The 26,982-nt window shown below is 63.2% G+C and carries 21 protein-coding genes; 5 read left to right on the top strand and 16 right to left on the bottom strand.

Features of this window, described 5'->3' with window-relative positions:
• Positions 1-9: 9 nt before the first annotated feature.
• The 9 genes from EJK15_RS41475 to EJK15_RS41445 all read right to left on the bottom strand — a co-directional run bounded on the left by EJK15_RS41475 (position 10) and on the right by EJK15_RS41445 (position 6,087).
• Positions 10-1,374 (bottom strand): tyrosine-type recombinase/integrase, encoded by a 1,365-nt coding sequence (locus tag EJK15_RS41475; protein WP_138715950.1) that lies wholly within the window; start codon positions 1,372-1,374, stop codon positions 10-12.
• Positions 1,371-1,565, bottom strand: a complete 195-nt coding sequence (locus EJK15_RS41470) for a helix-turn-helix transcriptional regulator (RefSeq protein ID WP_138715949.1) — start codon at positions 1,563-1,565, stop codon at positions 1,371-1,373. The genes EJK15_RS41475 and EJK15_RS41470 overlap by 4 nt, the downstream gene beginning before the upstream one ends.
• Positions 1,562-2,893 (bottom strand): replication initiator, encoded by a 1,332-nt coding sequence (locus EJK15_RS41465; RefSeq protein ID WP_138715948.1) that lies wholly within the window; start codon positions 2,891-2,893, stop codon positions 1,562-1,564. The genes EJK15_RS41470 and EJK15_RS41465 overlap by 4 nt, the downstream gene beginning before the upstream one ends.
• Before the next feature lie 120 nt (positions 2,894-3,013).
• Positions 3,014-3,172, bottom strand: a complete 159-nt coding sequence (locus tag EJK15_RS71285) for a hypothetical protein (protein ID WP_171074832.1) — start codon at positions 3,170-3,172, stop codon at positions 3,014-3,016.
• 2 nt (positions 3,173-3,174) lie between these two features.
• A complete protein-coding gene (locus EJK15_RS71280; protein WP_171074831.1) occupies positions 3,175-3,342 on the bottom strand; it encodes a hypothetical protein in 168 nt (55 codons plus the stop codon).
• Entirely contained in the window at positions 3,339-3,680 is a 342-nt protein-coding gene (locus EJK15_RS41460) for a hypothetical protein (protein ID WP_138715947.1), read from the bottom strand. Before EJK15_RS41460 ends, EJK15_RS71280 begins: the two co-directional genes overlap by 4 nt.
• A 13-nt stretch (positions 3,681-3,693) precedes the next feature.
• Entirely contained in the window at positions 3,694-4,386 is a 693-nt protein-coding gene (locus EJK15_RS41455; protein ID WP_138715946.1) for a DUF2637 domain-containing protein, read from the bottom strand.
• 5 nt (positions 4,387-4,391) lie between these two features.
• A complete protein-coding gene (locus tag EJK15_RS41450; RefSeq protein WP_138715961.1) occupies positions 4,392-5,741 on the bottom strand; it encodes an FtsK/SpoIIIE domain-containing protein in 1,350 nt (449 codons plus the stop codon).
• A 13-nt stretch (positions 5,742-5,754) separates the two neighbouring features.
• Positions 5,755-6,087: an SCO3933 family regulatory protein gene (locus EJK15_RS41445; RefSeq protein WP_138715945.1), complete on the bottom strand. Its 333-nt coding sequence runs from the start codon at positions 6,085-6,087 to the stop codon at positions 5,755-5,757.
• A gap of 144 nt (positions 6,088-6,231) precedes the next feature.
• On the opposite strand from EJK15_RS41445, the gene EJK15_RS41440 reads away from it, so the two are divergent.
• Positions 6,232-6,612 (top strand): GntR family transcriptional regulator, encoded by a 381-nt coding sequence (locus tag EJK15_RS41440; protein ID WP_138715944.1) that lies wholly within the window; start codon positions 6,232-6,234, stop codon positions 6,610-6,612.
• Between the two features lie 187 nt (positions 6,613-6,799).
• Here EJK15_RS41440 and EJK15_RS41435 read toward each other — a convergent pair whose 3' ends face one another.
• Positions 6,800-8,014, bottom strand: a complete 1,215-nt coding sequence (locus EJK15_RS41435) for a helix-turn-helix domain-containing protein (protein ID WP_171074830.1) — start codon at positions 8,012-8,014, stop codon at positions 6,800-6,802.
• A gap of 779 nt (positions 8,015-8,793) precedes the next feature.
• On the opposite strand from EJK15_RS41435, the gene EJK15_RS41430 reads away from it, so the two are divergent.
• The 3 genes from EJK15_RS41430 to EJK15_RS41420 all read left to right on the top strand — a co-directional run bounded on the left by EJK15_RS41430 (position 8,794) and on the right by EJK15_RS41420 (position 10,183).
• The gene (locus EJK15_RS41430; RefSeq protein ID WP_138715942.1) at positions 8,794-9,060 is read left to right on the top strand and encodes a GntR family transcriptional regulator; all 267 of its coding nucleotides are present in this window, start codon (positions 8,794-8,796) and stop codon (positions 9,058-9,060) included.
• Between the two features lie 56 nt (positions 9,061-9,116).
• Entirely contained in the window at positions 9,117-9,590 is a 474-nt protein-coding gene (locus EJK15_RS41425) for an NUDIX hydrolase (RefSeq protein ID WP_138715941.1), read from the top strand.
• Between the two features lie 80 nt (positions 9,591-9,670).
• The gene (locus tag EJK15_RS41420) at positions 9,671-10,183 is read left to right on the top strand and encodes a YcxB family protein (RefSeq protein ID WP_138715940.1); all 513 of its coding nucleotides are present in this window, start codon (positions 9,671-9,673) and stop codon (positions 10,181-10,183) included.
• A gap of 644 nt (positions 10,184-10,827) precedes the next feature.
• Here the strand turns inward: EJK15_RS41420 and EJK15_RS41415 are convergent.
• From EJK15_RS41415 to EJK15_RS41390, 6 genes are all read right to left on the bottom strand, one after another.
• Positions 10,828-13,374 carry a DUF3376 domain-containing protein gene (locus EJK15_RS41415; RefSeq protein ID WP_138715939.1) on the bottom strand — a complete coding sequence of 849 codons (2,547 nt, stop codon included), beginning with the start codon at positions 13,372-13,374 and terminating at the stop codon, positions 10,828-10,830.
• Positions 13,375-14,183: 809 nt separating this feature from the next.
• Positions 14,184-15,806 carry a serine/threonine-protein kinase gene (locus EJK15_RS41410; RefSeq protein WP_206061421.1) on the bottom strand — a complete coding sequence of 541 codons (1,623 nt, stop codon included), beginning with the start codon at positions 15,804-15,806 and terminating at the stop codon, positions 14,184-14,186.
• A gap of 72 nt (positions 15,807-15,878) precedes the next feature.
• On the bottom strand, positions 15,879-19,022 hold the full coding sequence (locus tag EJK15_RS41405) for a type I restriction endonuclease subunit R (RefSeq protein ID WP_138715938.1): 3,144 nt from the start codon (positions 19,020-19,022) through the stop codon (positions 15,879-15,881).
• The gene (locus tag EJK15_RS41400; RefSeq protein WP_206061420.1) at positions 19,019-20,293 is read right to left on the bottom strand and encodes a restriction endonuclease subunit S; all 1,275 of its coding nucleotides are present in this window, start codon (positions 20,291-20,293) and stop codon (positions 19,019-19,021) included. The genes EJK15_RS41405 and EJK15_RS41400 overlap by 4 nt, the downstream gene beginning before the upstream one ends.
• A complete protein-coding gene (locus EJK15_RS41395; protein WP_138715958.1) occupies positions 20,290-22,236 on the bottom strand; it encodes a type I restriction-modification system subunit M in 1,947 nt (648 codons plus the stop codon). The genes EJK15_RS41400 and EJK15_RS41395 overlap by 4 nt, the downstream gene beginning before the upstream one ends.
• Before the next feature lie 23 nt (positions 22,237-22,259).
• Complete coding sequence (locus EJK15_RS41390) at positions 22,260-24,026, bottom strand: N-6 DNA methylase (protein WP_138715937.1); 1,767 nt, start codon at positions 24,024-24,026, stop codon at positions 22,260-22,262.
• 330 nt (positions 24,027-24,356) lie between these two features.
• Here EJK15_RS41390 and EJK15_RS41385 point away from each other — a divergent pair, with 330 nt between their 5' ends.
• Positions 24,357-26,099, top strand: a complete 1,743-nt coding sequence (locus EJK15_RS41385) for a DUF6119 family protein (protein WP_240777549.1) — start codon at positions 24,357-24,359, stop codon at positions 26,097-26,099.
• Positions 26,100-26,982 lie beyond the last annotated feature (883 nt).

Genomic DNA, 26,982 nt, shown 5'->3' with positions numbered 1-26,982 from the left:
AGACCTGCGCTATCCGTTCAAGGCATCGTTGATCTTGCCGTTGATCTGCTCTTGCTGGCCGTCGATGCACTTGGCGTAGACGCGCAGCAGGACATCAACGCTGTGACCGGCGCGCTTGGCGACCTCGACGGCCGGGACACCCACGTTCAGCCAAAGCGAGACCGCCGCGTGACGGAGGTCGTACGGTCTGGCGGCCAGCGAGGACGCGATCTGTTCCGGGGTGAGGGCGAGTTTGCGGGCTTCCTGCCAGACGTAGGAGTACGCCGAGCTGGAGTAGGAGCCACCGGTGCCCGTGCGGAAGATCCTGCCGTCCTTGGCGGTGCCGTACGTGGCAATGTGCTCGCGGAGCATGGCGACCAGGACGGGCGGGATCGGGATCTCTCGCGTCTCCTTGTCCGCGCGGTGCTTCAGGCAGCGCGACTCGTGCGTCTCGCCAGAGTTGGTCCAGCGCTTCGTCCCCTGAGGGCGCGCCTTCTCCAGGACGATCACGCCCCAGCCTGTCTCCGGCAGCGTGCAGTTTCTCAACCGCAGGTCGGCCGCCTCCTCCGGCCGGAGGGCGGCGTAGTAGATGCAGGCGAACAGTGCCTTGAGCCGGACACCGCGCTGGCGGCCCACCTGGGGGATGGCGTCGAGGAGCTGTCGCGCTTGGGCTGGGTTGACCACCGTGCGGGGGTCAACGATCGTCAGGGCCTTCGGCGCCGTCCATTTGATCCCGTCCAGCGGGTTGCTGCTGAACACCTTCTCCTCCACCGCGTGCGCCAGGAGGTGATGCAGAACGGAGCGCTTCCGTCGCACCGTGTTCGCCCCTGCCGGAGCACCGGCGAAGGTGACCGAGATGGCGTTCAGCGCGGTACGAAGAACGTGCGCCTCCCCCAGTGCCGCCAATGGAAGGGACGCCCTCTCCAGCCAGCTCAACGCCGCAGCTTGAGCCCTAGTCAGCTCGGCCCGCCTCTTCTCTGGCAGGAGGACGTGAATTCTGAGGACCTCACGCAGTTCCTCCGCGGAGGGATGGCGCGGTGCGTCGGCCACCAGGGCCGGGATCAGCGTCAGGAGCGCGTACGCGTCGGTCTCGCGCGTCCGGCCCGCCGAGGTGTTCCAGCGCCGAAGCACGTACGACTGGGCAAACTCCAGGAACGACGGCCCGGAGGCTTCCGGCGCGAGCATCGATACCGGCAGGCCGCTGGCGATGTCGAACTCCTCCCCCGCCTTGGCCGCCTGCCGAAGGTCGGACATGAAGGCGTTGGCCAGTCCCTTGGTGCGGAAGCTCTTCGATCTCTCCTTGCCAGCGACCCGCCAGCGGGCGACATAGACCAGTGCACCGCGGTTGGAGCGCTGCTGGATCTGGCTGAACTTCACGTCGTAGGTGGTGTTCACGCGGCCTCCCGTCGAGAGTCGAGCCAGGCGATGAGGTCGCTCCGCCAGACGCGGAGTTCGAGGTTGGGCAGTTGAACGCAGACCGGCGCGCGGCCGAGCTCGCGCCACCGGTAGAAGGTGCGGCGGGAGACTCCGCCCAGTTCGGCGAGGACCTCAGGAACGGTCAGCAACTCGTCGCTTCTGCTACTCATCGAGGATCACCACCGATCTGTGGAAGGCGGACGCCGGTGATGGCCGCGGCGAGGAGCTGTTCGCCTATGGAGAGCCCTTGTCCGGCGTATTGCCAGTGGGCGACGACGAGGACGGTGTCCTCCTCGAACAGAGGAAGCCGTCCGGTGGAGATCTCTTCGGCGCGCATGTGTTCTTCGCGGGCGGCGCGGAGTTCGCCGAGGGTGGTGGAGTAGTGGCGGCTCTTGGTGGAGAAGTGGCCGCGGAAGCCGAGCATGTGGGCCCAGTGGGTGAGTCGGAGTTCGGCCAGGCCGGGGTGGTTGCCCAGGCGCATGCAGGCGGCGATCAACTGGCGGGCGTGTTCGCGTACCGGGAGAGCGCTCAAGTCGTCGAGGGGTTGGATGCGCCGGTCCAGAGTGCCGACACATTCGGCTGCTTTCGTGGCGTACTTGGCGATGTAGGCGGCGACGGCCTGGTCAGTGAGATCCCCATCCATGGTGATGCGGCGGCTGTCGAGTTGGGTCCCCCACTGGAAGGCGCGGCCCAGTGGCTTGACCTCTGCTGTCACTGCGGCGGCTGCGTGCTGGACGGCTTGGTTGAGCGCGTCCGCCGTCGCCCATGCTGGAGGCGGTGTGTCCGGGCCGTCCGGCCCGTCGAGGCGGATGACAGCGTGGAAGTGGACGACGCCGCGGCGTTGGTATTCGGCGACCTTGGCGAAGGCGATGCTGACGTGCTCGCGCAGGGCCTTGACGGTCAGGCCGTTGAGCCTGGCGAAGCGGCGGCGCAGGGCGAGCGTGAAGCGGCGCCAGAGCTCGGGGCTGATGGCGTTGAACAGGACCGAGCCGTCGTAGTCGTAGCAGTCGGGGCACAGTGACTCTCCGAGTCGGGGATCGTCTGCGCTGTGTCGGTCGGTGCAGGACATCGTCTGCCCATGCGGGCACGTTTCGGCGTTGCGGCGGGCGTGGCAGGGCAGGGCCTTGCCGTTCTTCTCTCGCCGCGCGTGGACGGCGCCGAAGGAGGGGGCGGTGAGGGTGACGAACAGGCACGGGTGCGAGTTGACCGTCTCGGGGACGCCTTTGCCTCCGACGAGGCCGGCGCGGACGAGTTGGTAGGTGTCGGCGCGGTAGACCTCGGCGCAGGCCGGGCAGCGCGAGGCGCGACGGGTCTTGCACGGCACGCGCAGGATGCCGTTGGGTTCGGTGGTGGTGCTGTAGCGGTGTAGGAGTTGGCCGGTGGCTTGGTCGTAGTGTTCGACCTTGCCGCGTAGGTGGATGGGCTGGCGGCAGCCGCCGGTGCGCTTGATCTGGCAGGCCCAGCGGTTGTAGTCAGGGTCATGGAGTCGGGAGATCATCCCGGCTATGGCGTGTGGGTGGTGCAAGATGGATCCGTCCTATCCGGATGCGATCTGGTGGGATGGCCCCTCACCTGGCGCGGAACTTGGCGGTTGTGTGGCCAGGTGAGGGGGTCTCGGCTATGCGCCGTGGTTGTCGATGCCGGTGCCATGGCAGTCGCGGCAGGTGTCGCCGTCTCCGTCGAGGCCCGAGCCGTTGCAGGTGCAGCAGCAGCCGTACGCGAGCGGGACGGCGGCGAGGAATTGGGACCAAGCGGTCCAGGGCTCTTCCGGTGCCATGGTCAGCGACTCTGGCGCGGGGTGATCGTGAGGTAGATGCGGTAGTGCCGCGGTCGGTTCCTGGCGGGGAAAGCCCGCGACATGGACGTGACCGTGAAGAACTGGCGTAGGTGGACCATGCCGAGGGTGAGTTCGGCGCGGTTGCCTTCGAGGCGGATGCGCATGGTCATTGCTCCTGGGTGTTGTCGGTCCGGATGCAGTCGCGGTAGCTGTCTACGGCGGCGTGACGGGCGCGAGCGGCGGCGAGGATGGCGGTGAACTCGTAGCGGACCGGTCCGAAGTCGATGCCGGTCATGTAGTGGCCGTGAGGCAGGTGGTCGGGGTCGATCTCCGTGCCGAGCAGGGCGGCGACCTTGTCGACCTCGGCGCGCATCTGGTCGTCGGGGCCGTTGGCGGGGAAGGCGCGGATGGTGACGATTGCTACCGAAGTCGGTACCTGGGAGTTGGCTTTGAGGAAGCCAGCCAGGGCGATGAGTCCGGCGATGAGGGCGTCTCGGTCGTTGTGCATGGCGGTCTGCCTTTCAGGTGGTCTCTGGGACGGTTCGCAGAGTGCGGAGCAGGTCGGAAGCGAGTTGGTTGGATACGCCCAGGCGGGCGCGGAGAACGTCGCGGGTGATGGGCTTGCCGTGCCTGGCGTGGTGTTCGTCAGCCACTCGGCGGGCGTAGTCGATCAGCGCCGGGGACGGTCCTGGTCTGTCGTCCTCGTCGTCCTCAGCCGGGACGAGAGCGGGACGATCATTAGCAGGGACGGCTGGCGGTTCGTCCGGATGAGGACGGGACGAGACGTCGATCGGGGAGGACTGGAAAGCCTCCGGGGACGGCTCGGGACGAGGGCCGGACGTCCGGCGTTCGAGCATGGAGACGGCGACGAGGAAGGCTGCTGCTGGGGTGGCTGCGGTGATCCAGCCCCACACGGTCGGGTCGGCTTGTTGCAGGTTGGCGGCCAGGGATAGGACGATGCCGCCGGTCAGGACGAGGACGGGCCAGGAGATCAGGCCGCGTCGCTGACGGCCGGTCTTCTTGTCGCGTTGGCGCTCGCGAGCGGCCATGACGCAGGTGAGGTCGATACAGACGGCGATCGCCCAGGCCATCCAGCCGGACTGTCCGTGTTCGCTGGCGGTGTCGCGGATGTGGGTGAAGGACCCGGCTCCGGCGATGAGGGCCAGGACGAGGACGGGGCCGGTGTCGAGCAGCCAGCGGGCGAAGCGTCGCATCGGTCTCAGGCCTCTCTTGGGTCCGGGATGGAGTCGAGGAACTCGGCGAGGTCGGCGTCGGTCATGGGCGTGGTGTGGCCGGAGATGACATCCGCCCAGGGCGGAGTGCGGTCGGTGTAGGTCGTGGCGGCGTGTTCGGCGGCTTGCTCGCTGACGTAGAAGGAGCGAGCGCGGTACCACTGGCCGTCCTGGGAGGCGACGATCGCGACACCCGGCGTCTCGGCGGGGATGGCCCGAGCCGAGGCGAGCGCGGCGGGGTCAAGATCGCCGAGGGTCATGGTGGCGGTTTCGGGGTCGTTGACCCGGTGGCAGATCCGCCCGGAGCACTGAGCGCGCAGGGCGGTGACTCCGGGGCCGAGGTCGGAGCCGATGCGTTGGCCGCAGCAGAACAGGTAGATGCCGAAGGCCCGTCCGAGCTGGGCCACTCGCAGGAGCGCGGTTGAGGTCTTGGCGATCTCGTCTTTCTCGCTCTTGTCGGCCATCAGGTACAGCTCGGCCAACTCGTCGACCAGGACGACGACAGGCACGGGCCGCTGGTCGTCCGGGAGTTGCCAGATGTTGCGGGCGCCTGCCTCGCGGCACTGGGCCATGCGGCTGGTCATCAGGTTGACGAGGTCATCGAGCAGGCCGGTGCACTCACCTCGTGTGGTGCCCAGCGCCGACAGGCGAGGGCTGTACGGGGTGAACTCCACGCCGCCCTTGAGGTCGAAGCCGACCAGCGCGACCGGTTGCGGAGCGAGCCCTTGGACCAGGGCGTTGGCGAGGTTGGACTTGCCGGACTGCGTCGCCCCGGCGTTGATGTAGTGCGGGACGGTCTTGAAATCGATGATCCACGGACCACCGGTCTCCAGACGGCCCACGATGACCTTGAGCAACTCGGGTGAGGTGGGCAAGGTCTCGACCCGGACGAGCGGATCGCGGACGGTGGCGGACAGGACGACCCGTCCCGGACGAGAGGACGAGACCCGGATCGCGTGTACGCCCCAGGAGTGTGCGAGCCGTTCGGCTGCGTCGGAGTAGTCGGCGGGGATCTGGCCCTCAAGGGTGTGCAGGGTGACCCGCCAGCCGTACCGGGTGGGCTTGGGCAGCCACATGAACGGCTTGGTGTCCACGGCGATGCGCTGCCACTTGCGCCTGACCCGGACGACACCGGTCGAGGCGACCAGGCCGGGGACGGTGGTGAACCAGAAGCGCTGCCGCTTCTTGGTGAGGTTGCAGCCGAGGGCGACCTTGCGCCAGCTCGCCCGTACGCTGATCGCGGTTAGTGGGAAGGCGACGACCAGCCAGAACGACGGGTAGTGCCAGCGGCGCCAGGCCCAGAGCCCGGCCGCAACAGCGGCCAGGACTCCGAGCATGAGGAGCGTGGTGTCAGACACGGAGCGGCTCCGTGTCCACCGGTAGGAGCGCGGCGGCGCGGTAGGAGATGCCCCACCGCCCGGCGATCTCCCAGACGTACCCAACCAGGCCGGTCGGGTTGACCTGCTGACCGGCACTGATCGGGGGCTCCCCTGAGGTACCGATCTTGACGAGTTCGATCCGGCCGAACTCGTCTTCGACCGAGACGGTGACCTCGTAGACGGTGTTGCCGTTCTTGTCGGTCTTGATCTCGCCGGTGTCCTTGTTGAGCAGGCGCGGCTTGGGCGCCTTCACGCAGGTGATGACGAGCTTGGAGGTGTCGACGGGGATCGGGATGGTACGCACGAGAGCTGGTCTCCTTCTGAAGTGGTGTTCTAGATACAAAGATACCTAGGTATCTAGCTCTGTAAACCAAGATAGCTAACTTGGCTTGAAATTGCTTACAGGTTGCCCAGAGACCTAGGCATCTAGAGCCGTTAAAGTTGGGCTATGGCAACCGACCGCCGCCGGCCGTACCTGCGGATCGCCGAGGACATCCGGCGCGACATCGCATCCGGCCGATACGCGGTCGGGGAGCGCCTCCCCGTGGCCCGCGAACTGGCGGACCGGTACGGCGTTGCCATGATGACCATCGGCAACGCCTTGGCCGTCCTCCGCGACGAGGGACTCATCGAGACCCGCCAGGGAGCCGGCAGCTTCGTCAGCCGGGCCCCCGACGACGAGACCGCCGGCCCAACCCCTGGCGAGCACAGCGAAGAGTTCCGCATCATCTCCGAGCAGCTAAGCGAGATCCGTCAGCACGTGCAGAAGCTAACGGTCAGGCTGGACGAGCTAGACGCTCGGACTCGTCCTGATCAAGCCGAGAAGTGATCCTTACTGTGCGCCGTTGGAGTTCGGCCAAGTCGACCGTGATCTCCGCCAGCTCGCGTAGCAAGATCTGTCGTTCGATCTCACTGAGACCCACGTACCACCCCATTGTGTAGGCAGGACGCCGAAGCGCTCCCGGGTTACCTGACGGGTGGGGAGCCATTGCGCGGATAGCCCTCCGTTGTCGTGCTCAGAGCAACCGCATCACCTTTGCGAGGTTGAGGATCTCGCGCTGACGATGCAGCTTGCCGCTGTCTCGCAGGTCGCGCACGATGTTACGGACCAACGGACGGTTCCGGACATGTTGAGGAGCTATCCGGTCGGCACGGAGCAGAGCGTCTGCCGCTTCATTGTCCTTTCTGTTCATGTGATAGCCCGCCGCGGTGCAGGTCCAGTAATGGGCCTGGCGTTCGGACGAGGCGATCTGAGCGATCTCGACGTGTTCGGCGCGGGTGATGACCTCGCGCGGCCGGCCCAGCTCCATGCTGACCTCAACCGCGTGGATCGTCGTGTTCACCTGGTTGAACTGCGTCTGAAAGACGTTGCCGTCCCGTGGCAGTACTTCGGCGACCCGGCGAGCCTCCTCAAGATGGCTCTCGGCCTCTCGTTGATCCCAGAGGCGGGAGTACGCCACGGCTGCCCGCAGGTGCAGCGCACCCCACATCGCCTTGATCGTGTCGTCTCCGCCCACCTGCGGTTCGATCTGATCGAGCGCCGACAGCGCCGCGTCTTTGGCGGGGTCGAGCTGCGCCTCGTGCAGCCACACACCGCACAGATCCCAGCTCGCCGCGGCGACCAGGTCAGGGGCGCCGACCCGTTGAGCAGCGACCAGCTCACGCTGTACGGCAGTCCAGCCGAGGTCGTGATGCCCCAGCAGGTTGGACGACACCCGCGCCATGTGACAGGCCCGCAGCATCAACGCTTCGGCCCGATCGCGCTCGCCGGACGAGTCGTTGGTGATGGCTATGAGATCAGTAAGAATGCTGGGCAACACCTCCCCCAGCGCAGTGAACTTGGCGTCCTGGCGGAGCTGCTCGGCAAGGCGGACGTTCGCCTCAAGCTCCTGCAGCGACCGCGGTTCTCTGGGCGCCCGCAGCAAGACCCCGCTGGGCAGTGAAGCCTGCTGAAGCGCCAGCCGTAGCCCCGGAACCGCCGCGTGCCCGGAGTCGAGTTCCGTCGTCTCGTGCCGATATGGCTGACCCGTGAGCTCGGCGACCTCCACCCCGAGCACCTCGGCGAGCTGCCCGACCACGCTCATACGGTCCAAGGGCAGTCGTCCGTTCTCCACTTTCGACAGCCAGGAGACGGATCGGCCGATCTTCTCTGCGAGGGTGGCTTGATCCCAACCCTTGCGATGACGAGCCCGCGCGATCCGCTGGCCCTGCGTCACATGCTCTGTTGCCACGTCCGAGCCCCTCCCTCGCCGTCGCTTGCTTCGACGATAAGGCGGGTGACCAGCATCACTGGCAGAAAAACTGCCAGTCGAAGGGCATGCGAAACCGCAGGTCGGCCTTCGACCTGCGGAAACGCTCGTCACAGATCAGTTGTGCATTGTGACGCTACGTGTGCGCAAACTGCGAGGCTCGGCGCGTCGTCACCTCGCATGCCCGCTCATGAGCTGTCGCCACAGGGCCTCGGCGTCGCCGACCTTCACCCAGGGACTCTCGGCCACGACCCAAGGAAAGACGGAGCGGTCATACCGTCGTACGAATCCCTGCCCGCCAGCCCGGCACTGCTCGAAGACCAGAGACAGGCATTCGCAGGTGTAGTCCCGGATTCGGACCCGATCCGTGCGCCTCTGGACGGGGGCCCACCTCACTCGCACTGCATCCGGACGAGGCGAGGCGGGGTGCGTGCCGTGAAAGTCGCCGAAATCTGCCACAGGTCTCACCGTCCTTCGTAACGCGCGATCGTCAACGTGGCGCCGGCTGTGCCCACGGAGACCGCGATCGATGAACAGGCGCTGGTGAGCGAGTAGCCATCTCCAGTCGCATGGTGCACTCTCACGGGGCGGCCAGCCGGAGCGCACATGCACAGCCCCACCCGGAGGGGCCCTGGACCTTCGCTCACCAACGCCATACCTCCAAGCTAGCAAGCCTGTAATCCCCTGTCTACTCCGTGTAGCTCCATGGAGCTCCACGATCCGCCGTGAAGGGCCGTGAAACGCCCTCCTACTCTCATACCGTGGCTAGATATGTCGAGCACACGCGCACCTGGGAGTTCGACGAGGACCGTTCCCGCTGGGAGCAGATCCTCGAAGTCCTCATCGCGCGCATCGACTCGGGCGAGTGGGGACCCAAGTTCAAGATCTCCGAAGTCAAGCTCATGGAAGAGTTCGGAGTCGCCCGCCCAACCATACGTAAGGCGATGGAACGCCTCAGAGACGCCGGCAAGGTCTACACCGTCCCCAACCTGGGCAGCTTCGTTAAGGCCGGCAGCGAGGCCGAATAGAGCAAGGACGCCGATGGTCTCAACGACAGGCCCTCGGCGGAGTAGGCTCCCGTGACGTGAGCCAGCGGATCGACTACTACGCCGACCCGAGCGCGCCTGCCCCGAACAGTCTTGTCCCCTCCGTGAACGTCGTGGTCACCAACGACGCCGGCGAGCTGCTGCTGATCCGCCGCAGCGACAACGACAACTGGGCACTACCGGGTGGCGCCATCGACCTCGGCGAGTCGATCCCTCAGGCAGCCATCCGGGAGACCTTGGAAGAAACTGGGATCACGTGCGAGATCACGGGACTGGTCGGCACCTACAGCGACCCCCGCCACGTCATCCACTACACCAGCAACGACGAGATCCGACAGGAGTTCTCCCTCGTCCTCACGGCCCGGGCCATCAGCGGCCAGCCGACGCCGAGCACGGAGTCTCGGGAAGTGCGCTGGGTTCCGCGGCACGAGCTCGCTAACTACGGCATGCACCGCTCCATGCGGCTGAGGATCAGCCACTACCTCCAAGGAGGCGGCCCGCACATCGGCTGAACCAGCGACAGCAACAGCCCATATGGAACGGCCCTTCGGCTGACCAGACACGGGAGTTGCGACATGGGGCGGGGCCGTGAATGATGATCGGCACCTCAGACGAAGGCGGCACGGTGGACTTCACGGTCAGATACGAACCCGCTCCCGACGAAGTGGCGCGAGCGCTTCACCAAGGCCTCAAACGGCAACTCACCGCGGTCTATCGGACCCTCCCCTCGGTCTTGGTCGTGGCAGGAATCGTTTGCATCCTGGCCGATGCCGTCATCATGGGTGCAGGCATGGTCGTCGCAGCGGTCGCGGCTCCCTTCGCGGCGACCCGGACGCTCCGCCGGATCGCCAGGCGACAGCTCACCTACATGTGCATGCCCACGACGATTCGGGTGACCAGTGACGGGTACGAGTGCCGGGCCGACCAGTACACCACCACGATGCAGTGGTCCATGTTCAGACAGATCGTGACCACTCCAGAGTTCTGGCTGTTTTTCATAAACAAGCAGTTCGCTGCCTTCCTGCCCAAGCAAGCCTTCGACAGTGCGCAACAGGCCGAACTCGACGCCTTCTTCACCGCACGGCAGAACGCCGGAGCCCTCTGAGGCTGGCTACCACCCCATGCCCTGCCACAAGATCCACGGCAGCATAACCGCAGCTCAGAGGCATGACAGGCATGACAGGCTGACTGGATGAGAAGTTTCTCTACGATTTCAAGGGCGGCCCGCTTCGCGGTCCGCCGGGCGCGCCAGCCGGTCTGCGTGCCCGGCTGCGGCTCTCCGGCCGGTCCGGGCACGCACCGCCCGGCGCGCCGGAGGCCGCCAGAAGTCATCACTTAACGCCGTGACGATCGCCCACTTCGGCGCTCTTCGAACCGGCCAGGGCGATCGGCTGCCGCGCGGCTTCCGGTGCTCGGGCCTAGCGGCCCTGCGCTCCGGGTCCGCTTGCCACCGGATACGCGGGTTGCTGTACTTTAGTCCGCCATACAGCAGGCAAGTACAGCAATCCGCCTAAACATCCGCTACAGCCTCACACGGTTGAGCAGCAGCGCTGGCCCTCCGACCAGACTTTCTGCAACCTCCTGTAGAGCACAAGCTTCGTTGCACGAACTTCTGGGAGACCGCAGCTCAGCTCATACACCAACCCAAGTCACACACTGGGTCTAAGGTTTCAGGCTCCTGGGGCGCCAACTGAATACTGTAGCCGATCCGCCGGGCTGGACTCCCTCCCAACGTGCAGAGCGGCTTCCTCAACACTTTTTCGCTCGCCGTCTAAAGAGGCGCCACACAAGAACTACAGTAAATATACCTAGCACAAAACGAGCCTGGACTGCACCGATGACTGATGCTGGCACTTTGCGAGGATCATTATAGAATGCATTCCACGCGGCAGCCCGTACCTTATTCGTCATTCGACGAGCAAGCGAGTTGCGCTCGCTTCGTGACAGAGCAGAGTCGTTTCGCACTATCAACGGACGGGCGCGCTTGATCCATTTCACTAGGAAACGCCCTGCCTTGTTGAGATTCTCGGTACGAGCGCTATCGGCAGAGGCGCCAGCCAATTCCAAGAGACGCAAGATAACTTGTTGTAGTTGCGCCTTACCCTGCTGTGTGTCAAGAAGGTTCTTAATGAGCCTACGATCCGACCTGCTCAGATCTATCAGGTTGCTTGTCATTTGCTGGCGTCCAGATTCAAGAGGACTCTTTCCGGGCTGAACACGAGCCTCTGCAGCGAGGATTCGCTTGTGGAGCTCAATTTCCTGTTGCTGTCGCTCCTCATCTCCTTTTATGAACAACCGGAGCAGGTGGTGCGCTGCGTCTAGACGCCCCCACGTGAAATCGGACCTTCGCCATTCCGGGTTGACGAAAGCGCCAAAGTGGCGAAGGCGGATACCGTATAGTTTTCGATCTCCTAGTCCGGCAAATTGATCACGGTGGAATAGTGGACTGGATGCATTCGGCGCAAGTCGCAGGAACTCAAATCTCGGCGTAAGGGGCTCGATCATTCTGGCGGCAGGAGAGAATGCCTGTATGAGAACTTCTACGATAAGGTAAGCCGTTATAGCATCATCGGCGCTCCGCCGAGGATTGTGAGCACCGACGCCGGCCATGGTTTCGGCGTATTCGACGCTAGCCTCCCTTATGTAGGCGCCTACCTTTTGGCGAGTTTTCAATTTTTCCATTACGCTGTTTAGGTGTTCAGCAACCTCCTCGTCCGTGAGATCGCTTCTCGATGGCCGACACTCAGAGAGTTGCAGAGTTATAGCGTCCTTTATTGCAAGTACATTTCTTAGTTTGTAGCTAATCTCTCTTGTCGCTCTCCTCAGCGCTTCCTGCTTTTGCTCGTCTGATTCATGTTTGAGAAAGTCATGTATGTCGTTCCGGAGGACCTGAAGTAGCCTTTCGGCAGTGATGATGCCCCAAGACCAATCGTCGAGATTGGGGTGTAGGTCTGACTGATCCTTTGGGATCCATACAGGGTTCTTAGCCAACACCCTTTTAGCGTCTACGCGTGGCGCCGCAACGAGAGAAGTAACGGCTTCCACTTCAGCTAGTCGAGAGCGCGCCAGCCAGGTTGCCGCAACAGCCCTATTGTCGCGATAATGGGAGAATATTCCTTCTGCTGCACTCTCCATTGCGCCCTTCTGACGAGGAAGCATGCCTAGTTCGTTGAAAACTTCCCTAAACAGCTCCTGCTGTGCGTCGCGAGTGCTATTACGCAGCGTAGCCGACAAAATATCGGTACTTGAGCGAAAATCCGCCTCCTGAGGGTATTGTATAGCGTTCCATGCCGCAGTAGTGAAAGGAACTTCTTTACAGGGCCGGTCGGTCGGGTATTCTTCGTCGCGACCAGCCGATGGCACTACGTATACGACAATACGACGGACAGGAGCGTCAAGCCGTCGCTCTGCAATTGCTTCAAGAACAGGCCCGAAGGGGGCGTTGTTAAGAATACCACCATCCATGACGCAGCTCGCCGGATAATTGAAGCTGGGTTTTGGATGCTCGCGGTAACCTCCCTCAACCAGTAGTTCTTCATTCACTGGGGCGAAAGCCGCAGGGTAGCTGGCGCTAGCGCGCGCCGCCCTAGCAAGGACGTTTGTCTTGGCGCGGGCAAAATCGTCCCTAGGGGCTGGTTTTATGTCCCATCTATCACCAGAGAGCTTGTAAACCACGGCTTCTTTGTCGCTCTCAAAGCGATAAAGGCGGCGATGATCGCGAACGTCGAACTGTCCACCGCTTGCATCCTTAAAGGAACGACACCGTCCATCAAGGGCAGTGGCCGTCATGAATAGGATCACGGGCTCTTTTTTGGCCGGCTTTTCCTCGATTTCATTCAGCGTCTTCCTAACTTCTTCTTCGAAAAAAACGCCGTTAAGTAGACTGTTCTGCTGAGGGGTGGATGGCTTGAGTAGCTCGTCGAGATCCGCTGACCTCACCCATGTCTCGCGGAGGTAAGGTAGGGCGGTTCCTCTCCCTATGGCAGTAGCCAAGAGCATGCCGTTCAGGCCGCCAGCTGACGTGCCGGCAACTATATCGACCAGTACGCGATTGTTTGTTTTACAAGATAGGTCTCTCCAGAACTCGAAGACAGGTTTGTCTTGTTGACGCAAGCCTTCTGCTGAATCGCCGCTGCGAGATGCGCGACGAAGGAGATCAAGCTCATGTGCTACGCCGCCCATCCAGACCGCAAGACTCACTCCGCCATTTAGCACAAGCGCAAGTCTGACCTCGGTTTTGGGTTTATCGCGCTGAGATCCCATGTCTTCTGGAGACTTGTCCCGCTCAGATACCATGTCTTCAGACTAGAGCAATTAGAAGAGAAAATGTCAAATGGAGCATACGGAGTTTGACTCTTTCTCTCCAACTTCTTTGGAACATGGGGTTCAATGAATAATATGGACGCCACACTAAAGATCGTTAATGACTATTGGTTGGTTTTGGCGTGACATCCTGATTTTGGAGTGTCATACTACGCGTGCATTCTTCAGAGCTTTACCACATACGTCTGCGCGTCAGGCGATTGTCTAACTTCCGGAGTGAGCCGCTTCGGCTTTCGTGTGGTGGTGTGTCCCGGGTTGAGCGGAGGTGGATTACTGGATTCCTGCGCCACTCGATGAGAGGAAAGTGGCATGGGACGACGGGGCTACCCGCCCGAGTTCCGGCGCAAGGTGCTGGACCTGGTCGAGGCGGGTCGTAAGGTGACCGAGCTGGCTCACGATGTCCCGGCTACTACCCCTGGCAAGATCCACAAGCGCTCCCGCGGGACCTATGGGGCGGCCTGGTGGGTACACGCCGAGCTGCGGCTGGGCCACCACGTTGTGGTCAGCCACGGAGCAGCGGAGTTACTCATGCACCGCGCGGGCTTGGCCGGCATCAGCGGCCAGCCGAAGTGGCGGCGCGCCAAGCCGGACCAGATCGCCACTGATCTCGTGGAGGGGCCTTCGCGCGGACTGAGCGGTGACGTCCCGCAGAGCGGTGTAGTTTCTCACCCGCTCAGCCTTGTTTGCCCAGGTCGGCAATGCACGACGAGATCGTTGATCCACCACTCCGCGGGACACCACCTGGACGGGGTTCAGGGCAGTCCCCTCAGGAAGAAGTTCGCTCAAGGTGTCTCCATCGCTTCAGATGGCTTCACCTTCCCGGGGGTAAGCTCCAGCAGATTGATCTGCTTGTCGAGGTTTCGCACCTGGGTTGAGTCGGTGCCGAAGGCATCGGCCAGAAGAGAGCGAACGGCTTTGAGCTCCGTTAGCGCTTCGTCCGGACGTCCGGAGCTTGCGAGCATCTGGGCGATGACAAAGCGCGACTCACGGATCTGGTCTGCCGTGTCGTCGTTCGCCGAGGCGTTGGCGTTCTGCACGTAGAACCGCAGCTGTGGTAGGGCCTTGTCAGGCTTGCCAATCTCGGCATAGGCGTGGCCTGCGTGGTAGGAGCAGTCGAGTACGTACGAGTCGGTCGGGGGGAGATGCCTGCGGTAGTCGCGTCCGACGACTTCGAACAGTGATGCGGCGCGCGTGTACTCGCCAGCGTAGAACTGTGCGGCGGCCAGGAAGTGACGCAAGCGCAACTCCAGAAACGAGTTGTGGGCGGCACGTGCGACCCCATCCTCAAGGAGCCTGATCGCCTCGGACGGCCGGTCGTTGTCCAGTAGTGCCTGGACATTAGCCCTCAGCTCTTCGGCTGCGCCCTCGGTGAGCTTGCCCCGGCCGGTGCTCTGTTCCTGACGCTTGGCCGAGGCCAGTAGCGGTCGGCGGAAAGGGCGCGTCGGGTCACGGCTTTCGTCGTTCCCAGATAAGTTGCCCGCTGTGGTCACCAACGGCAGCAATGCCTCGTAGACTGCCCCCGCCGACGGTCGCGCCGCTGGGTCCTTCGTCAGCATTGACGAAACCAGCGCGTCGAGTGCCGTTGGAACGTCCCGGCGCCGCACCCGCACCGACGGCGCAGGCGACTGTATGTGGTGGGCGCGCAATGGCGTATCGGTCGTCTCGTGGAACGGCACATCACCGGTCAGCAGCTCACACAGCAGGCAGCCGAGCGAGTAGATGTCCGATGCGGAGGTCACCGCCTGACCGAGACACTGCTCTGGCGACATGTAAGGCGGTGTGCCAACAGTCCGATCGACCTGTGTCAGCCGCGGTAGCGCCCCAGCCCCACGCAGGATCGCGATGCCGAAGTCGAGCACCTTTACCAGGCCGCCGTCGACGAGCATCACATTGGCCGGCTTGATGTCACGATGGACGATATCGACCCGGTGCACGTCGGTTAGGACCGCCGCGATCTGTGCAGCGATCGACGCTGCCCATGGCACACTTGGCGCAGCGGTGAGGTAGTCCGTGCGGTCGAGCATCGATTCCAGCGTTGAGCCACGTAGCAGTTGCATGACGAGCCACAGTTGCGTGCTGCCGTCGGAGGCCGTGTCGATGCCCGTGTCATAAACTGCTGGAGTGCCTGGGTGCTCCAGCTGGGCCGTAGTGCGGATCTCGCGCAGGAACCGCCTGCGGTCGCGCTCCAGAGCGTCGAGGATCTCCGCTGCCTCCGGGCTGTCCGGTGCAGCGGGGATCGCCCCGTGAGACGAGGGCCGTAACAGCTTGATCGCGACGCGCCGGTCCAAACGCTCGTCGTAGCCGTGGAAGACCTCGCTCATGCCGCCACGTCCCAGTGACCCGTCTACGCGGTAGCGTCCCGCCAGCAGACGTCTTTCGACGGGCTGACCGGTCTCGTTCTTCAAGCTCCACCACCCCTACCCAGAGATCAAACCCTTTGCTGATCCTCTTGAAGCGGTAACCGTTGGGACGGGCGGTCACTGTCCGGCCTGATCACCGGTCTCTCGCAGCATCTCCGCGCGCAACCGCGCCAGCGCCTCGTCCCGCGCTGGTTCCGTGATAATCCTGTATGCGCGCTTACGCGCCGCCTCCTTGATCGCCTTCCGGAACTCGTTATTGTCGAAATACAGTTTCATGAACCCGGTGTTACGCTCGGAATTTTCCGCGACGATATCGTCGAGCCGGTCGTCGGCGACTTGCCCAAACCGGACCTCGTCGTTCATGAGCGCGATCTGCTGCATCGCCGTATCCTCGATTAGGCCTACGACTTGCTGATAAACGAGGATCTGGTCGGAAGTGTCCAGATCCAGTCCAAACCGTTCGTTCAGCTCGTCGATCACCTCCGATAGCGGCTTCACCTCCGGTTCCCGATAGCCGCCGCTATCAGCGGCATGGCCCCGTACATCACGGTCGCCGACGGCTGACAGCGACACGTTATGCTGTCCTGTGAATTCCAGCCGGAAGTGGCTCAGGTCCGCGTCCCCAATATCGATAGAAGTCGAAGGCCTCCCGGGCAGGCGGATCAGCAGGATCCTCCCGTACTGGTAGAGGCGTTCGAGATCCCTGTCTCCCCAGTCGACGATCTGTGCGACGAGGCTGTAGGCGCGCACGTAGTCCTGCACCGCGCCGCGGAAGCCCTCACGCTCGTCGTCGGTCTCGAGCGCGTCGAAGCGGTCGAGTGCCGGCTTCAGGTATTCGTGTAGCTCGGCATGGAGCTTGCGCTCCGCTGCGTCGGGCATCCGCCCCGGCCCGGCCGCAGCGAGGACCCTGATGAACGCCTCCATCTCCGATGCGACCAGCAGCTCGTACTCCATCACCTCGCGTTGCTTGGTGTAGAGCAGGTTCGGGTCGCTCGGCTCGGTAATCGTCGTCTCGAACCAATCCTCGAACGCGGCTTGGATGTCGGCGGCCTGGTTGGCGAAGTCGAGAACATGAACGTCGTCCTGAGACTTAAGCGGATGGATCCGATTGAGCCGCGAGAGGGTCTGCACGGCTGCGACACCGGTCAGAGGCTTATCGACGTACATTGCGCACAGAAGCGGCTGATCAAAGCCAGTTTGATACTTCTCCGCAACGACCAGAAGCCGATACTCGTCCTGATTGCGCGCGACCGCCTGCGGATCCTCGGCCTTGGAGTATGCGAACCGGTCCGGCAGCTGACTCTCGGGGATGCCGTTGAGCTGCGCTTCGGTGAACTCCAGGCCCGCATCGTCCTTCAGTTGCCCGGAGAATGCGACGAGCGTGCCACAACCTGTGTACCCGCGTAGCGCGACATAGCTGCGGATCGCTTGGTACAGGTCGAGCGCGTGCTGACGGCTGCTGGTTACGACCATCGCCTTGGCACGTCCACCGAGCCTTCCCGCGATCTTCTCCTGGAAGTCATCGACGATCAGCCTCGCCTTCTGCTCCATTGATTTCGGGTGCAATTCGGCGAGACGGACTAGCTTCGCCTTCGCCTTGGCCGCGTCGACCTCCGGGTTGCTGATGCGCGACTCGACCTGCTCGACTGCGGCGTTGCGCAGACGCCACTTGGTGTCGTACGTGATGTAGTTGGCCAGCACGTCGAGGATGTAGCCCTCATCGATCGCCTGCCGCATCGAGTAAACATGGAAGGGCACATACATGCCCTTCTCACTGGTGCGCGGGTTCACACGGTCCGGGTCGAAGGTGCCGAACAGCTTCAGCGTCGGCGACTTCGGAGTGGCTGTGAACGCGAAGTATGACAGGTTCGGCTGCTTGCCGCGCACCCGCGTCATGTATTCCGCATCGTCCTCGTCTTCCTCGCGTGGTGTCGCGTTCGCTCCGAGCGCCTGCTTGAGCTGGATCGCAGACTCACCACCCTGCGAGGAGTGCGCTTCGTCGATGACGACCGCGTATCGCTTGCCAGCCAAGCCCATGTCGGCGATCTTCTTCAGCACGAAGGGGTACATCTGCAGGGTGCTGATGACGATCTTTGAGGTGGAGTCGTCAAGGGCCGCGGCGAGCTGCGTCGAGTCTGTGTCGATCTTCTTGACGACGCCGGGTGTGTGGTCGAACTGGAAGATGGTCCTTTGCAGCTGCCGGTCGAGTACGACCCGATCTGTAATCACGATGATCTTGTGGAAAATCGGCTGGTTACCGGCGTCGAACAAGTTTGAGAGGCGATGTGTCAGCCAGGCGATTGTGTTCGACTTGCCGGAGCCTGCCGAGTGCTGGATCAGGTAGTTGTGCCCGGCTCCGTTTGCCTGCGCGTGGGCGACCATCTTCTGTACCGCGTCCCACTGGTGGTAGCGCGGGAAGATGCGCGGTGAAGTGTGCGGGTTCTCCTTCACACCCCTCTTGTCCGGCACCTTGATATGGATGAACCGGTGCAAGATCTCTAGCCAGTTGTCGCGCTGCCAGATCTGCTCCCACAGGTAGGCGACGCTGTAGGACCCGGGGGCAGCCGGCGGGTTACCGGCCCCTCCGGCCACACCGGGGCCATTGGAGCCGACATTGAACGGCAGGAACTCCGTATCATTGCCGCGCAGCCGCGTGGTGATGAAGGCGCGGTCAGGGTCCACGGCAAAGTGGACCAGCGCTCGCTTCGCCAGGAACACGTCGTTCGGGTCGCGGTCGAGCCGGTACTGCGCGATGGCATGATCGGCGCTCTGCCCGGTGTTCGGGTTCTTCAACTCGACGGTGGCGGCGGGCAACCCGTTGACGAAGAGCGCCATGTCGAGTGACCGGTGCGGGTGGCGCACGCTGTAGTGCAGCTGCCGCGCAACCGTCAGCACGTTCGCGTCGTACTCGGCGAGGGCGTTAGCGGCCAAGGTGTGACCAGGCCGGAAATAGGCCAGATCGATCTGCACCCCCCGGTCGCGCACGCCCTGGCGCAACACGTCCAGCACACCGCGTGCGTCGATCTCGGCGGCGACGCGCTGGGCGAACTGGCGCTGGGCGGTCGCCTGATCGCCGCCGTAGAAGCCGACGAGCCGGTCCCAGTTCTTCTGCTGTGTCGCGCCGATGAACCGGTACATCTCACCAGGGTCAATGCCCAGCTCGACGTTGAAAGTGCCGTGCGCGCGCGACCAGCCGCGCGCAACCAGCTCGGCCTCGACGCGGGACTCGAAGGCGTACTCGGCAAGGCTCCCAGGGATCATACGGACGCACCTTCAGATGGGGGCACACGGCGTGCAGTCGTGACGTCGATCTGGCCGGTGACGGCGGCGGTGATCAGGGCTTGGCGGCGTTCTGCGAGGAGTATGAGTTGATGCTCAGTCGCACTCGTAAGATCGCTCATGACCGCAAGCGTCACATCTGCTTGCTTCACGGCTCTTAGTTGGTCCTCGAAATTGACTTGCGGCACGGAAACTCTACGCAAGTCCCAGATATTGATTCCCTTTACAGTAGCGCCTGTAATACGGCTGCGAATCTGAGCCTCGAGCGTGGGTGTCTGAAGGATCAATTCAAGCCATCTTCCATGAACATCCGGCCCTGGTGCAATACGAGCAGCATCTTGCGTGAGGTTAGCCCCTGCGACCTCTTCAGGGACCATTGCTACCTCACCGACGCTGCCACGAATCGCGATAACGAGATCACCAGCTCGAAGTCGAGATCGCACATAGCTGGCCTCGATCTCGCGCGTTGTCTTGTTGAGCCGCGCTAGTGATAGGCGGCCTGCCGCCACGTCACCGCCCTTGACGATGGGAACGCCATCTTCGACGTTTGGTCCCGGCAGGACGATGCCGTACATGATCGGACGGCTGTACTCGGTAAGGTAGCCGAGCGGACGCCAGGAGGCTGGGCTTTCCTGTCTAAGTCTCAGGGGGATGAGAACATCGTCTAGCACTCGCCTACGGCGTTCCTGAATCAGCGATACCACCGACTGTTGGGCCGCCGCAAGCCGATCAATCCGGGCCGTCTCGGCGTCCAGGAAGTCGGCGATACGGCGCTGCTCCTCGAGGGGTGGAAGGGCTAGTGGCAGTCGCTTGATGTCCCACTGGAACAGGTGCGGTACCCCCATGCCGCCCTTGATTGCGTCGATCACATCTTGTGTAGCGCTGCTCGCAAGCGAGTAGCGCAGGAAGCGCGGCTCGATGTCAAACGCTCGAAGAACTGCGATCGATCCGTTCACCGTGGTTGGCCTTGGAAGGTCACGAACCACGTTGGTGATCCCAAGCGTGTTGCCATCCTTAGCTAGAAGGACGTCACCGACTTTGAGCTTCAGCTCTGGAGATTCTTCATACCTGTACTCACTGATGTAGTTGACGTTTTCGAAGTCGATAGACTCGGACTTGATGTTTGGGGTCGCGAGGAACACATAGCCGCCAGGCTGATACTCGCTGGCCGTTAGCGCTTTCCATCCGATCCGCGCATTGACAGTCGCTACGCGATCGACGCGCGTTCGCATCCATGTGGAAGGCGTGCTCACCCCGTCACCTCGCCAAGCAGCTTCTGAATCTGCGTCTCAAGCTCGCGCAGCTCGGCGTCGATTTCCGCGAGCGGCCGCGGCGGCGTGTACACGTAGAAGTGGCGTGTGAACGGGATCTCGTAGCCGACCTTGGTTTTGTCATAGTCGATCCACGCGTCCGGGACATGCGGGGTGACTTCGCGGGCGAAGTAGGCGTCGATATCCTCGTCCAGTGGGACGTTCTCGTAGTCGCGCAGGTCCGGGTCCGGCAGCACCGTCCCATCCTTAGCCTTCTGCACCTCGCCTTCGGGGTCGGACACAGACACCGCGCCCCAGAGACCCTTGAGCAGCGCCGCCGTGCCTGGCCACTGTGCGCCGCCTGCCACAGCGGCCGCGTGAAGTGCGTCCGTCGCTTCCTTCTTGGTCCACCACACCGAGCCGACCGAGCCGCGCAGTGCCGCGATCAGCGCCTCCCGCCCGCTCCACTTGGCCAGCGCCTTCGAGCTCTCCAGTGCGGCCAGCGTGTCCTCGGCGATCTCGAAGCGCAGCTTGAGAGGACGTTCGATGGTGATGCGGTGGTAGCCGAAGTCGCGGGTAGCGAAGACTTTCACCTTGCCGTGGTCCGGGTGCTCGGCGTCCGCGGCGACCCCAACAGCGTCGACATACAGCTCGGTGATGTGCTTGATCTGGTCGTCGCTGATCTGCTTGCGCTTGTCGCCGAAGGACTTGCGCATCTTCTCCCACTGGTCGCGAGCGTCGAGCAGGATCACCTTGCCGCGTAGCTTCTTGGCCTTGCGGTTGGACAGGATCCAGAAGTACGTGGAGATGCCGGTGTTGTAGAACAGCTGGTCCGGCAGAGCGACTATGCCCTCCAGCCAGTCGTTCTCCAGGATCCACTGGCGGATCTTCGACTCGCCGGACTCGGCCGCGCCGGTGAACAGAGGGGAGCCGTTGAATACGATCCCGAGGCGTGCTCCCTTGCCCTCGACCGGCTCCATCTTCGAGATCATGTGCAGCAGGAACAGGAATGAGCCGTCATTAATACGCGGCGTACCGGCACCGAAGCGGCCGGCGTGGCCGAGCTCGGCTTCGGCCTCTACTGTGTCCTTAACCTTCTTCCACTCCACGCCGAAGGGAGGGTTGGCCAGCATGTAGTCGAACTTTTTGTCCGGGTGGCCGTCATCGCTGAAGGAGTTGCCGAAGTGGATACGGCCACGTTGGTTGCGCATCAGCATGTCCGACTGGCAAACCGCCCACGACTCCGCGTTCAGCTCCTGGCCGAAAAGGTAGATCTCGGCCTTCGGGTTGATCGACTTGATGTGGTCCTCGGCCGCTGTCAGCATTCCGCCGGTGCCGCAGGCCGGGTCGAGGATGTTGATGACCTGGCCCTCGCCGGCGATAGTGTCGGCATCTGGAGCGATCAGCAGATTAACCATCAGTTTGATGACTTCACGCGGGGTGAAGTGCTCACCGGCGGTCTCGTTGGAGTCCTCCGCGAACTTGCGGATCAGGTGCTCGAAGACGTAACCCATGTCGTGGTTGGACAGCTTGTCGAGGTCGTGCATCGCGGCGAACCTGCCGACGACCTGATAGAGGATCTTCGCGCCTGCCAGTCGGGTGATTTCATTGTCCAGGTCGAAGCGGGCCAGGATCTTCCGGACGTTCGGAGAGAATCCGTTGATGTAGTCACGGAGGTTCTTAGCAACGTTCTGCGAGTCGGAGGCGATCGTCGAGAAGTCCTGCTCGGAGGTGTTGTAGAAGGGCAACTTCGCCGCGATCTCCAGCAGCCGCTCCTTGTTCTGGATGTCGAGTGAAGCATCGCGAGCACGCACTGCCTCCCGCGTCGGGGCCATCACTGCGTCCAGCCGCCGCAGCAACGTGAACGGCAGGATCACCTGACCGTACTCGTGGCGTTTGTAGTCTCCGCGCAGCAGGTCGGCGACCGACCAGATATCGCTCGCCATCTTGGTGTGCGTGGGTCCTGAGGTCACAGCTTTCTCGTCTCCTCGTCAGCAGCATTGGCGTCATCAGTGTTCTTCATCACGGTGAAGTCCGGTGCCAGAACGCCGGTGGTCAGTCCGTGAACGGTCTGGTCGATCACGTTGGCACTCGCCTTCGCCAGCGCCGCGAACACGCCTTCCAGCAGTTGCAGATGGCGGAACGCGTCGCCGTAGCGCCGCTGTTCGGCCAGAGTTAGGCGGGGAACACGGCAGCGGCGCAGGTCCTCGCGGCTGAGCGCTCCAAGGGTGTTGGCCACGGGTAGTGCGTTGGCGTCGGTACGCAGGAAGGTCGCGAGGAAGTGCGCGTCCAAGCGGGCGGCATCGATCTCGACGACCTGCGCGACACCAGTGTCATCGTCAGCCGTACCGGTCGCGATGACCGGTGGCCGGCCGAGAGTCCGCACCAGCAGATCGCCGGCGCGCGGGGTAGCCTCGCGGGAACGGATCGTCAGCACACCGGCACGCTCCAACTCGCCGAGGGTGACGTATGAGTGGCGGGTCGGGGACATAGGCGCGGCGAAGCGCGGCATGCCTTGGCCGACGCGTGCGTAGAGGGCTTGCAGCCGACTGGTGACGCGGGTGAAGTCGTCAGCACTCGCCTCGATATCCGTGGCGATATAGCGGGAAGGCAGGAGGTTGACGTCGCCGTCGAGGAGCTCCAGGCGTGGAACAGCCTGGGAGATCGTCGAGTCGGCATCGTCGAACAGCCGCTGCCATGCGGCGAACTCCTGAGGGACGTCGGCCGCGTCACCCAGGCTTGACAGGTCGACCATCCGCACTGCCTGATAGTCGGGAGCACCGTAAGGCCGTTGCAGGACCCAGAGATAGATGTCGGGCACCGAGCCCATCCCCTTCGGCAGCGCGATCACGTCTCGCAGGGCGCCGGAGCGCACCAGTGCCGCGCGGATGTGCTGCCCGGATTGCTGAACACAAGTGCGTGGCGTCACAGCGATGACAGCCACGCCGCGCGGTCTCAAGTGCGCGTAACAGTGCTGAACCCAGGCCAACTCGCTGTCGCGGGGGGCCGGAATGCCGAACTCCCAGCGCGGATCAGTAGCCAGCTCGATCGAAGGCCACTGCGGCATGTCGAAGGGTGGCTCGCAGACGACGGCCGCAGCCGCGCCCAGGTACATGTCGAGCTGGTTGTCCAGCAGAGAGTCGCCGGTATAGATCTCATACGGCATACCGAGGGCGTTACTGCGCAGATTCAGCGCGGCGACCGCAGCAGCCGACTCCTGGATCTCCTGCCCGGCGAGCTTGACACTGTCACCAAAGCGGTCGGCGACGGCCATCAGTAGCGTGGCGTTGAAGCACGCCGGATCAAGCACGGCGGGCGCACCAGCATCGTTGGTGCCCGCCGGTCGGGCAGCAGCCGTCGAACGGGGCAACAGCGACACCATCACCCTGGCCAGCAATTGGCCTGAGGTCAGGTCGGCGATGCTGCGCTCGAACATCCGCTCGGGGACTCGCCGTATCCGGCCATGGCGGTGGCCATCCAGGATGGCTGACAGGTCGTCGAGACGTTGCGTGCCGGTGTCGGTACGGCCGGCCGTCGCCAACTGGTCACCCTTCCCGGTCTTCTTAAGCCATGCCTCGACTTCGACCCGCGAGAACGTTGGGCTGTGCTGGCTGCCGCCGACCGGCTTCGGGAAGTCCGAATATCGGCGACGCCAGTTCGCTACAGCGGCACGGCCAACGTTGGCCAGTCGCGCGATCGCGGCAGCCGTTAGCTCGTCGTGCTCATCGGGACTCATGGCAGCAACGTTACAGCGCCATTCCTCTACCAACAAGACCGTTGTGAACATTGATGTCATAGGTTGCAAACGTTCACAGAAGAGGTTACGTTAACTCGCACAAGGCGGAAAATCTTCCATTGGTCATCTTGAGTCACGGATTACATACGCGACGAGTGCCTGGTCCTGCCAGGCATCAAGGCAGGGGTCGCCAGTGAGTCCATGGCTGTGAACATCCGCTGTCGACTGCTCCCGTAGAGCGCGAGCCTGCTCCCATCCCGAGAAGTACCGACCCTGCCCTCCCCGATGTGTCCGGACTGTCCGGACCCCGCACTCCAGACGAGGACTTACGTGATCACTGAGAAGCTCGACGTCCCTGCCGCTGCCAAGAGGGTCAAGAAGCCGCCGACTACCCGCAAGACCTCGCTCTACCGGCTGCGCGGCACCGGTCCAATTGAGCACGAAGACCTGCGCTCGTTCGTCCTGCCGCGTTACCTGGACCGCGAAGGCTTTAAGGCCCGCCAGATCGACCAGGACGGGATCTCTGGCCTGCTCGTCTCCGGCACGATCGCCCCCGGCCCGGCCGACTGGTGCGACGCGCTTAGCGCCCTGACCGGGCAGCCCGTCGCAGAGGAGAACCGGACGGCTCTCGCCCTCCTCCTGGTCCGTACCGAGCAGGCGGTCTACGGCCTTACGTACGGCATGGGCCACTTGATGGTTGATCCGATCCGAATCGACCCTGGATTCGGCATTGAGTTCGCCGTCCGCTGTTTGAACGAGGACCGCATCACCAAGGTCCGCCGCCAGGTCATGGACGCCCGAGGCCGGACCGACGAGAATTCCGCCACCACTGGGGAGCACATCCGCGGCTTCGGCATCGAGCAGTTCGGAGAGATCGTCAGCCAGATCTCTGGTCAGATCGCCGACGTCCCGCTCACCTTCACCCAGGACCGCACCCGGCCTGCGCACGTGACCGGCAACGACCGCTCGGTCAAGCTTCATCTCGGCAGCACGCCCGCCGCCCTGCTGCACGACCTCCAGCAGATCGAGGAGGTGTGCGCCCGCCCCAATCCGCTGCCGGAATTCGAGTTCATCACCCAGGTCCGTCCGCTCAGCCCGAAATCCGAGCAGGCGCAGTTCCTCGACGCCCGCCTCGACGCCATGCTCGGCGCGGGCGAAGTGAACCACATGGCGCTGGCTGTGCCCAGCGTGTGCCGGGACCGATTCGAGTTCGCTGAGTCCTTCAAGGTGACGCTTGCGGGGAGATCACAGTTTCACACCGAGCTCGATATCGACCAGTTCGTTGCAGCTGTTCAGCGCAAGCCACAGGGGGACCGCTTGCCTTCGCTGCGCGAAGGCCGTATCCAGATGTTCGCCGACGCCGATGGCGCTGAGCCGATCAGCAGCAAGATCCCGTCCGACCACTGGCTCACTGCCGAGGTGCCCGACGGGGTCGTCCACTACTTCTACTGGCAGGGGCGGTGGTACGAGATCGGCACGGAGTACCTCGTTGTCATCGAACGTCGGATCACTGAACTCCTGGCTCGCCCCACCAGCGTCACGATGCCGCCCTGGACCAAGCGCAAGGACCACGACGAGGGCTGGTACAACGAGCAGGTCGCCGACCAGGATGGGTACGTGTTGCTCGACAAGGACACCATCCGCACCAAGCGCCTGCGTGGCGGTGGCCTCGAACTCGGCGACGTCCTCGGGCCGGCTGGTCAGTTCATCTGTGTCAAGAAGGCCGACAAGACCGCCGCGCTGAACCATCTCTTCGCGCAGGGTCGTGTTGCCATCGAGACCCTGCGCTACGACCTCGAGGCCCGTGAGAAGTTCCTCGCCAAGCTCGACGCGCTCGCCCCCGGCCACCCTCTGGACGCGTCGTTCAGCTCGCCGACCCTCGTTTACGGCATCCTGCTCAAGGACGGGGTGCCTCTGACCCCCAAGTCCCTGTTCGCCTTCGCCAAGGTCTCGCTGCTGCACACGGCGACGGCGTTGGAGGGGATGGGCGCACGCCTGGAGATCGTCTCCATCTCCCGGACTTCAACGACCGGTATGATCGCGACGCCTACGGCGGCACATACGTCCTCGTAACCGTTATAGGCCACGGGCAAATGGTGGCGATCGATCCCTGGGGCGCTATATACCGTGCCCCAGGGAGACTCGCCAGTGCCGCTCGCCGTCGTTTGAGCTCAGACTTGATCATGATCCCCGCGCCGCCCAACTCACCATCAGTTGCAACCACCGCAGCCGCGGCGTGTGCGTCAAGGATCGAAATTGCCGCCATTGCCAGACACCGGCCGGCGGAGGCCATGACAAATGCTCGCGGATTGTCCGCTAAGGTGGGCTTCCGATAGATATCGAAGCAGGCCGACCATGGCGGCGGACAGGCTTCACCTGCATCGGCTTCACAGCAGCCTAGGTACGTTAGTCCCAATGATCACAAGGCCGCCCTCGCGGCCTGACCACCACATCAAAGGTATCCGTCAGAAGCGGAACAAGCTCACTCAATGCTTCTGCGTAGCTAGAAGCATTGACGTGTCTACCGAACCAGCGCAACTCTACTACGCTCTGTGCGTGGCCTACATAGTGACTCTTACATCTGGAGAACTTGCCTCCATACGCGCCAAGTTAAGGGTGGAGCAGCGCCTGACTAAGGCTCTTCCAAAAGGGATCAGGCGAACCGGTCCAGTTACTGGACCACAGATGGTCCTGGTACTGAGTCAGGACAACAACGAGGAGGACCTCAGTCACCCACCTCGACATCTTGTCTGGATTGGCTTAGTAGCCCGGCATAACACTGTCGGCGCCGTCGACGAAAGCATCACCGTCGACCCGCTCCGAGAGTGCCTAGTACGGCAGTCACCATTCGCAGTGTGACCAGCACGGATGCGCGATAGGCCGTTGCGATCTTGTGATGGGAAGCGGGCACAAAGAGAGCAGCCGCTCGTGATCATGCCTGTGTGACGAGTACAAG

The organism is Nonomuraea basaltis (assembly GCF_005893125.1).
In the GTDB taxonomy this organism is placed as follows: Bacteria; Actinomycetota; Actinomycetes; order Streptosporangiales; family Streptosporangiaceae; genus Nonomuraea; species Nonomuraea basaltis.
The sequence above is the reverse complement of the archived record's forward strand: the minus strand, read 5'-3'. Positions and strand labels throughout refer to the sequence as shown.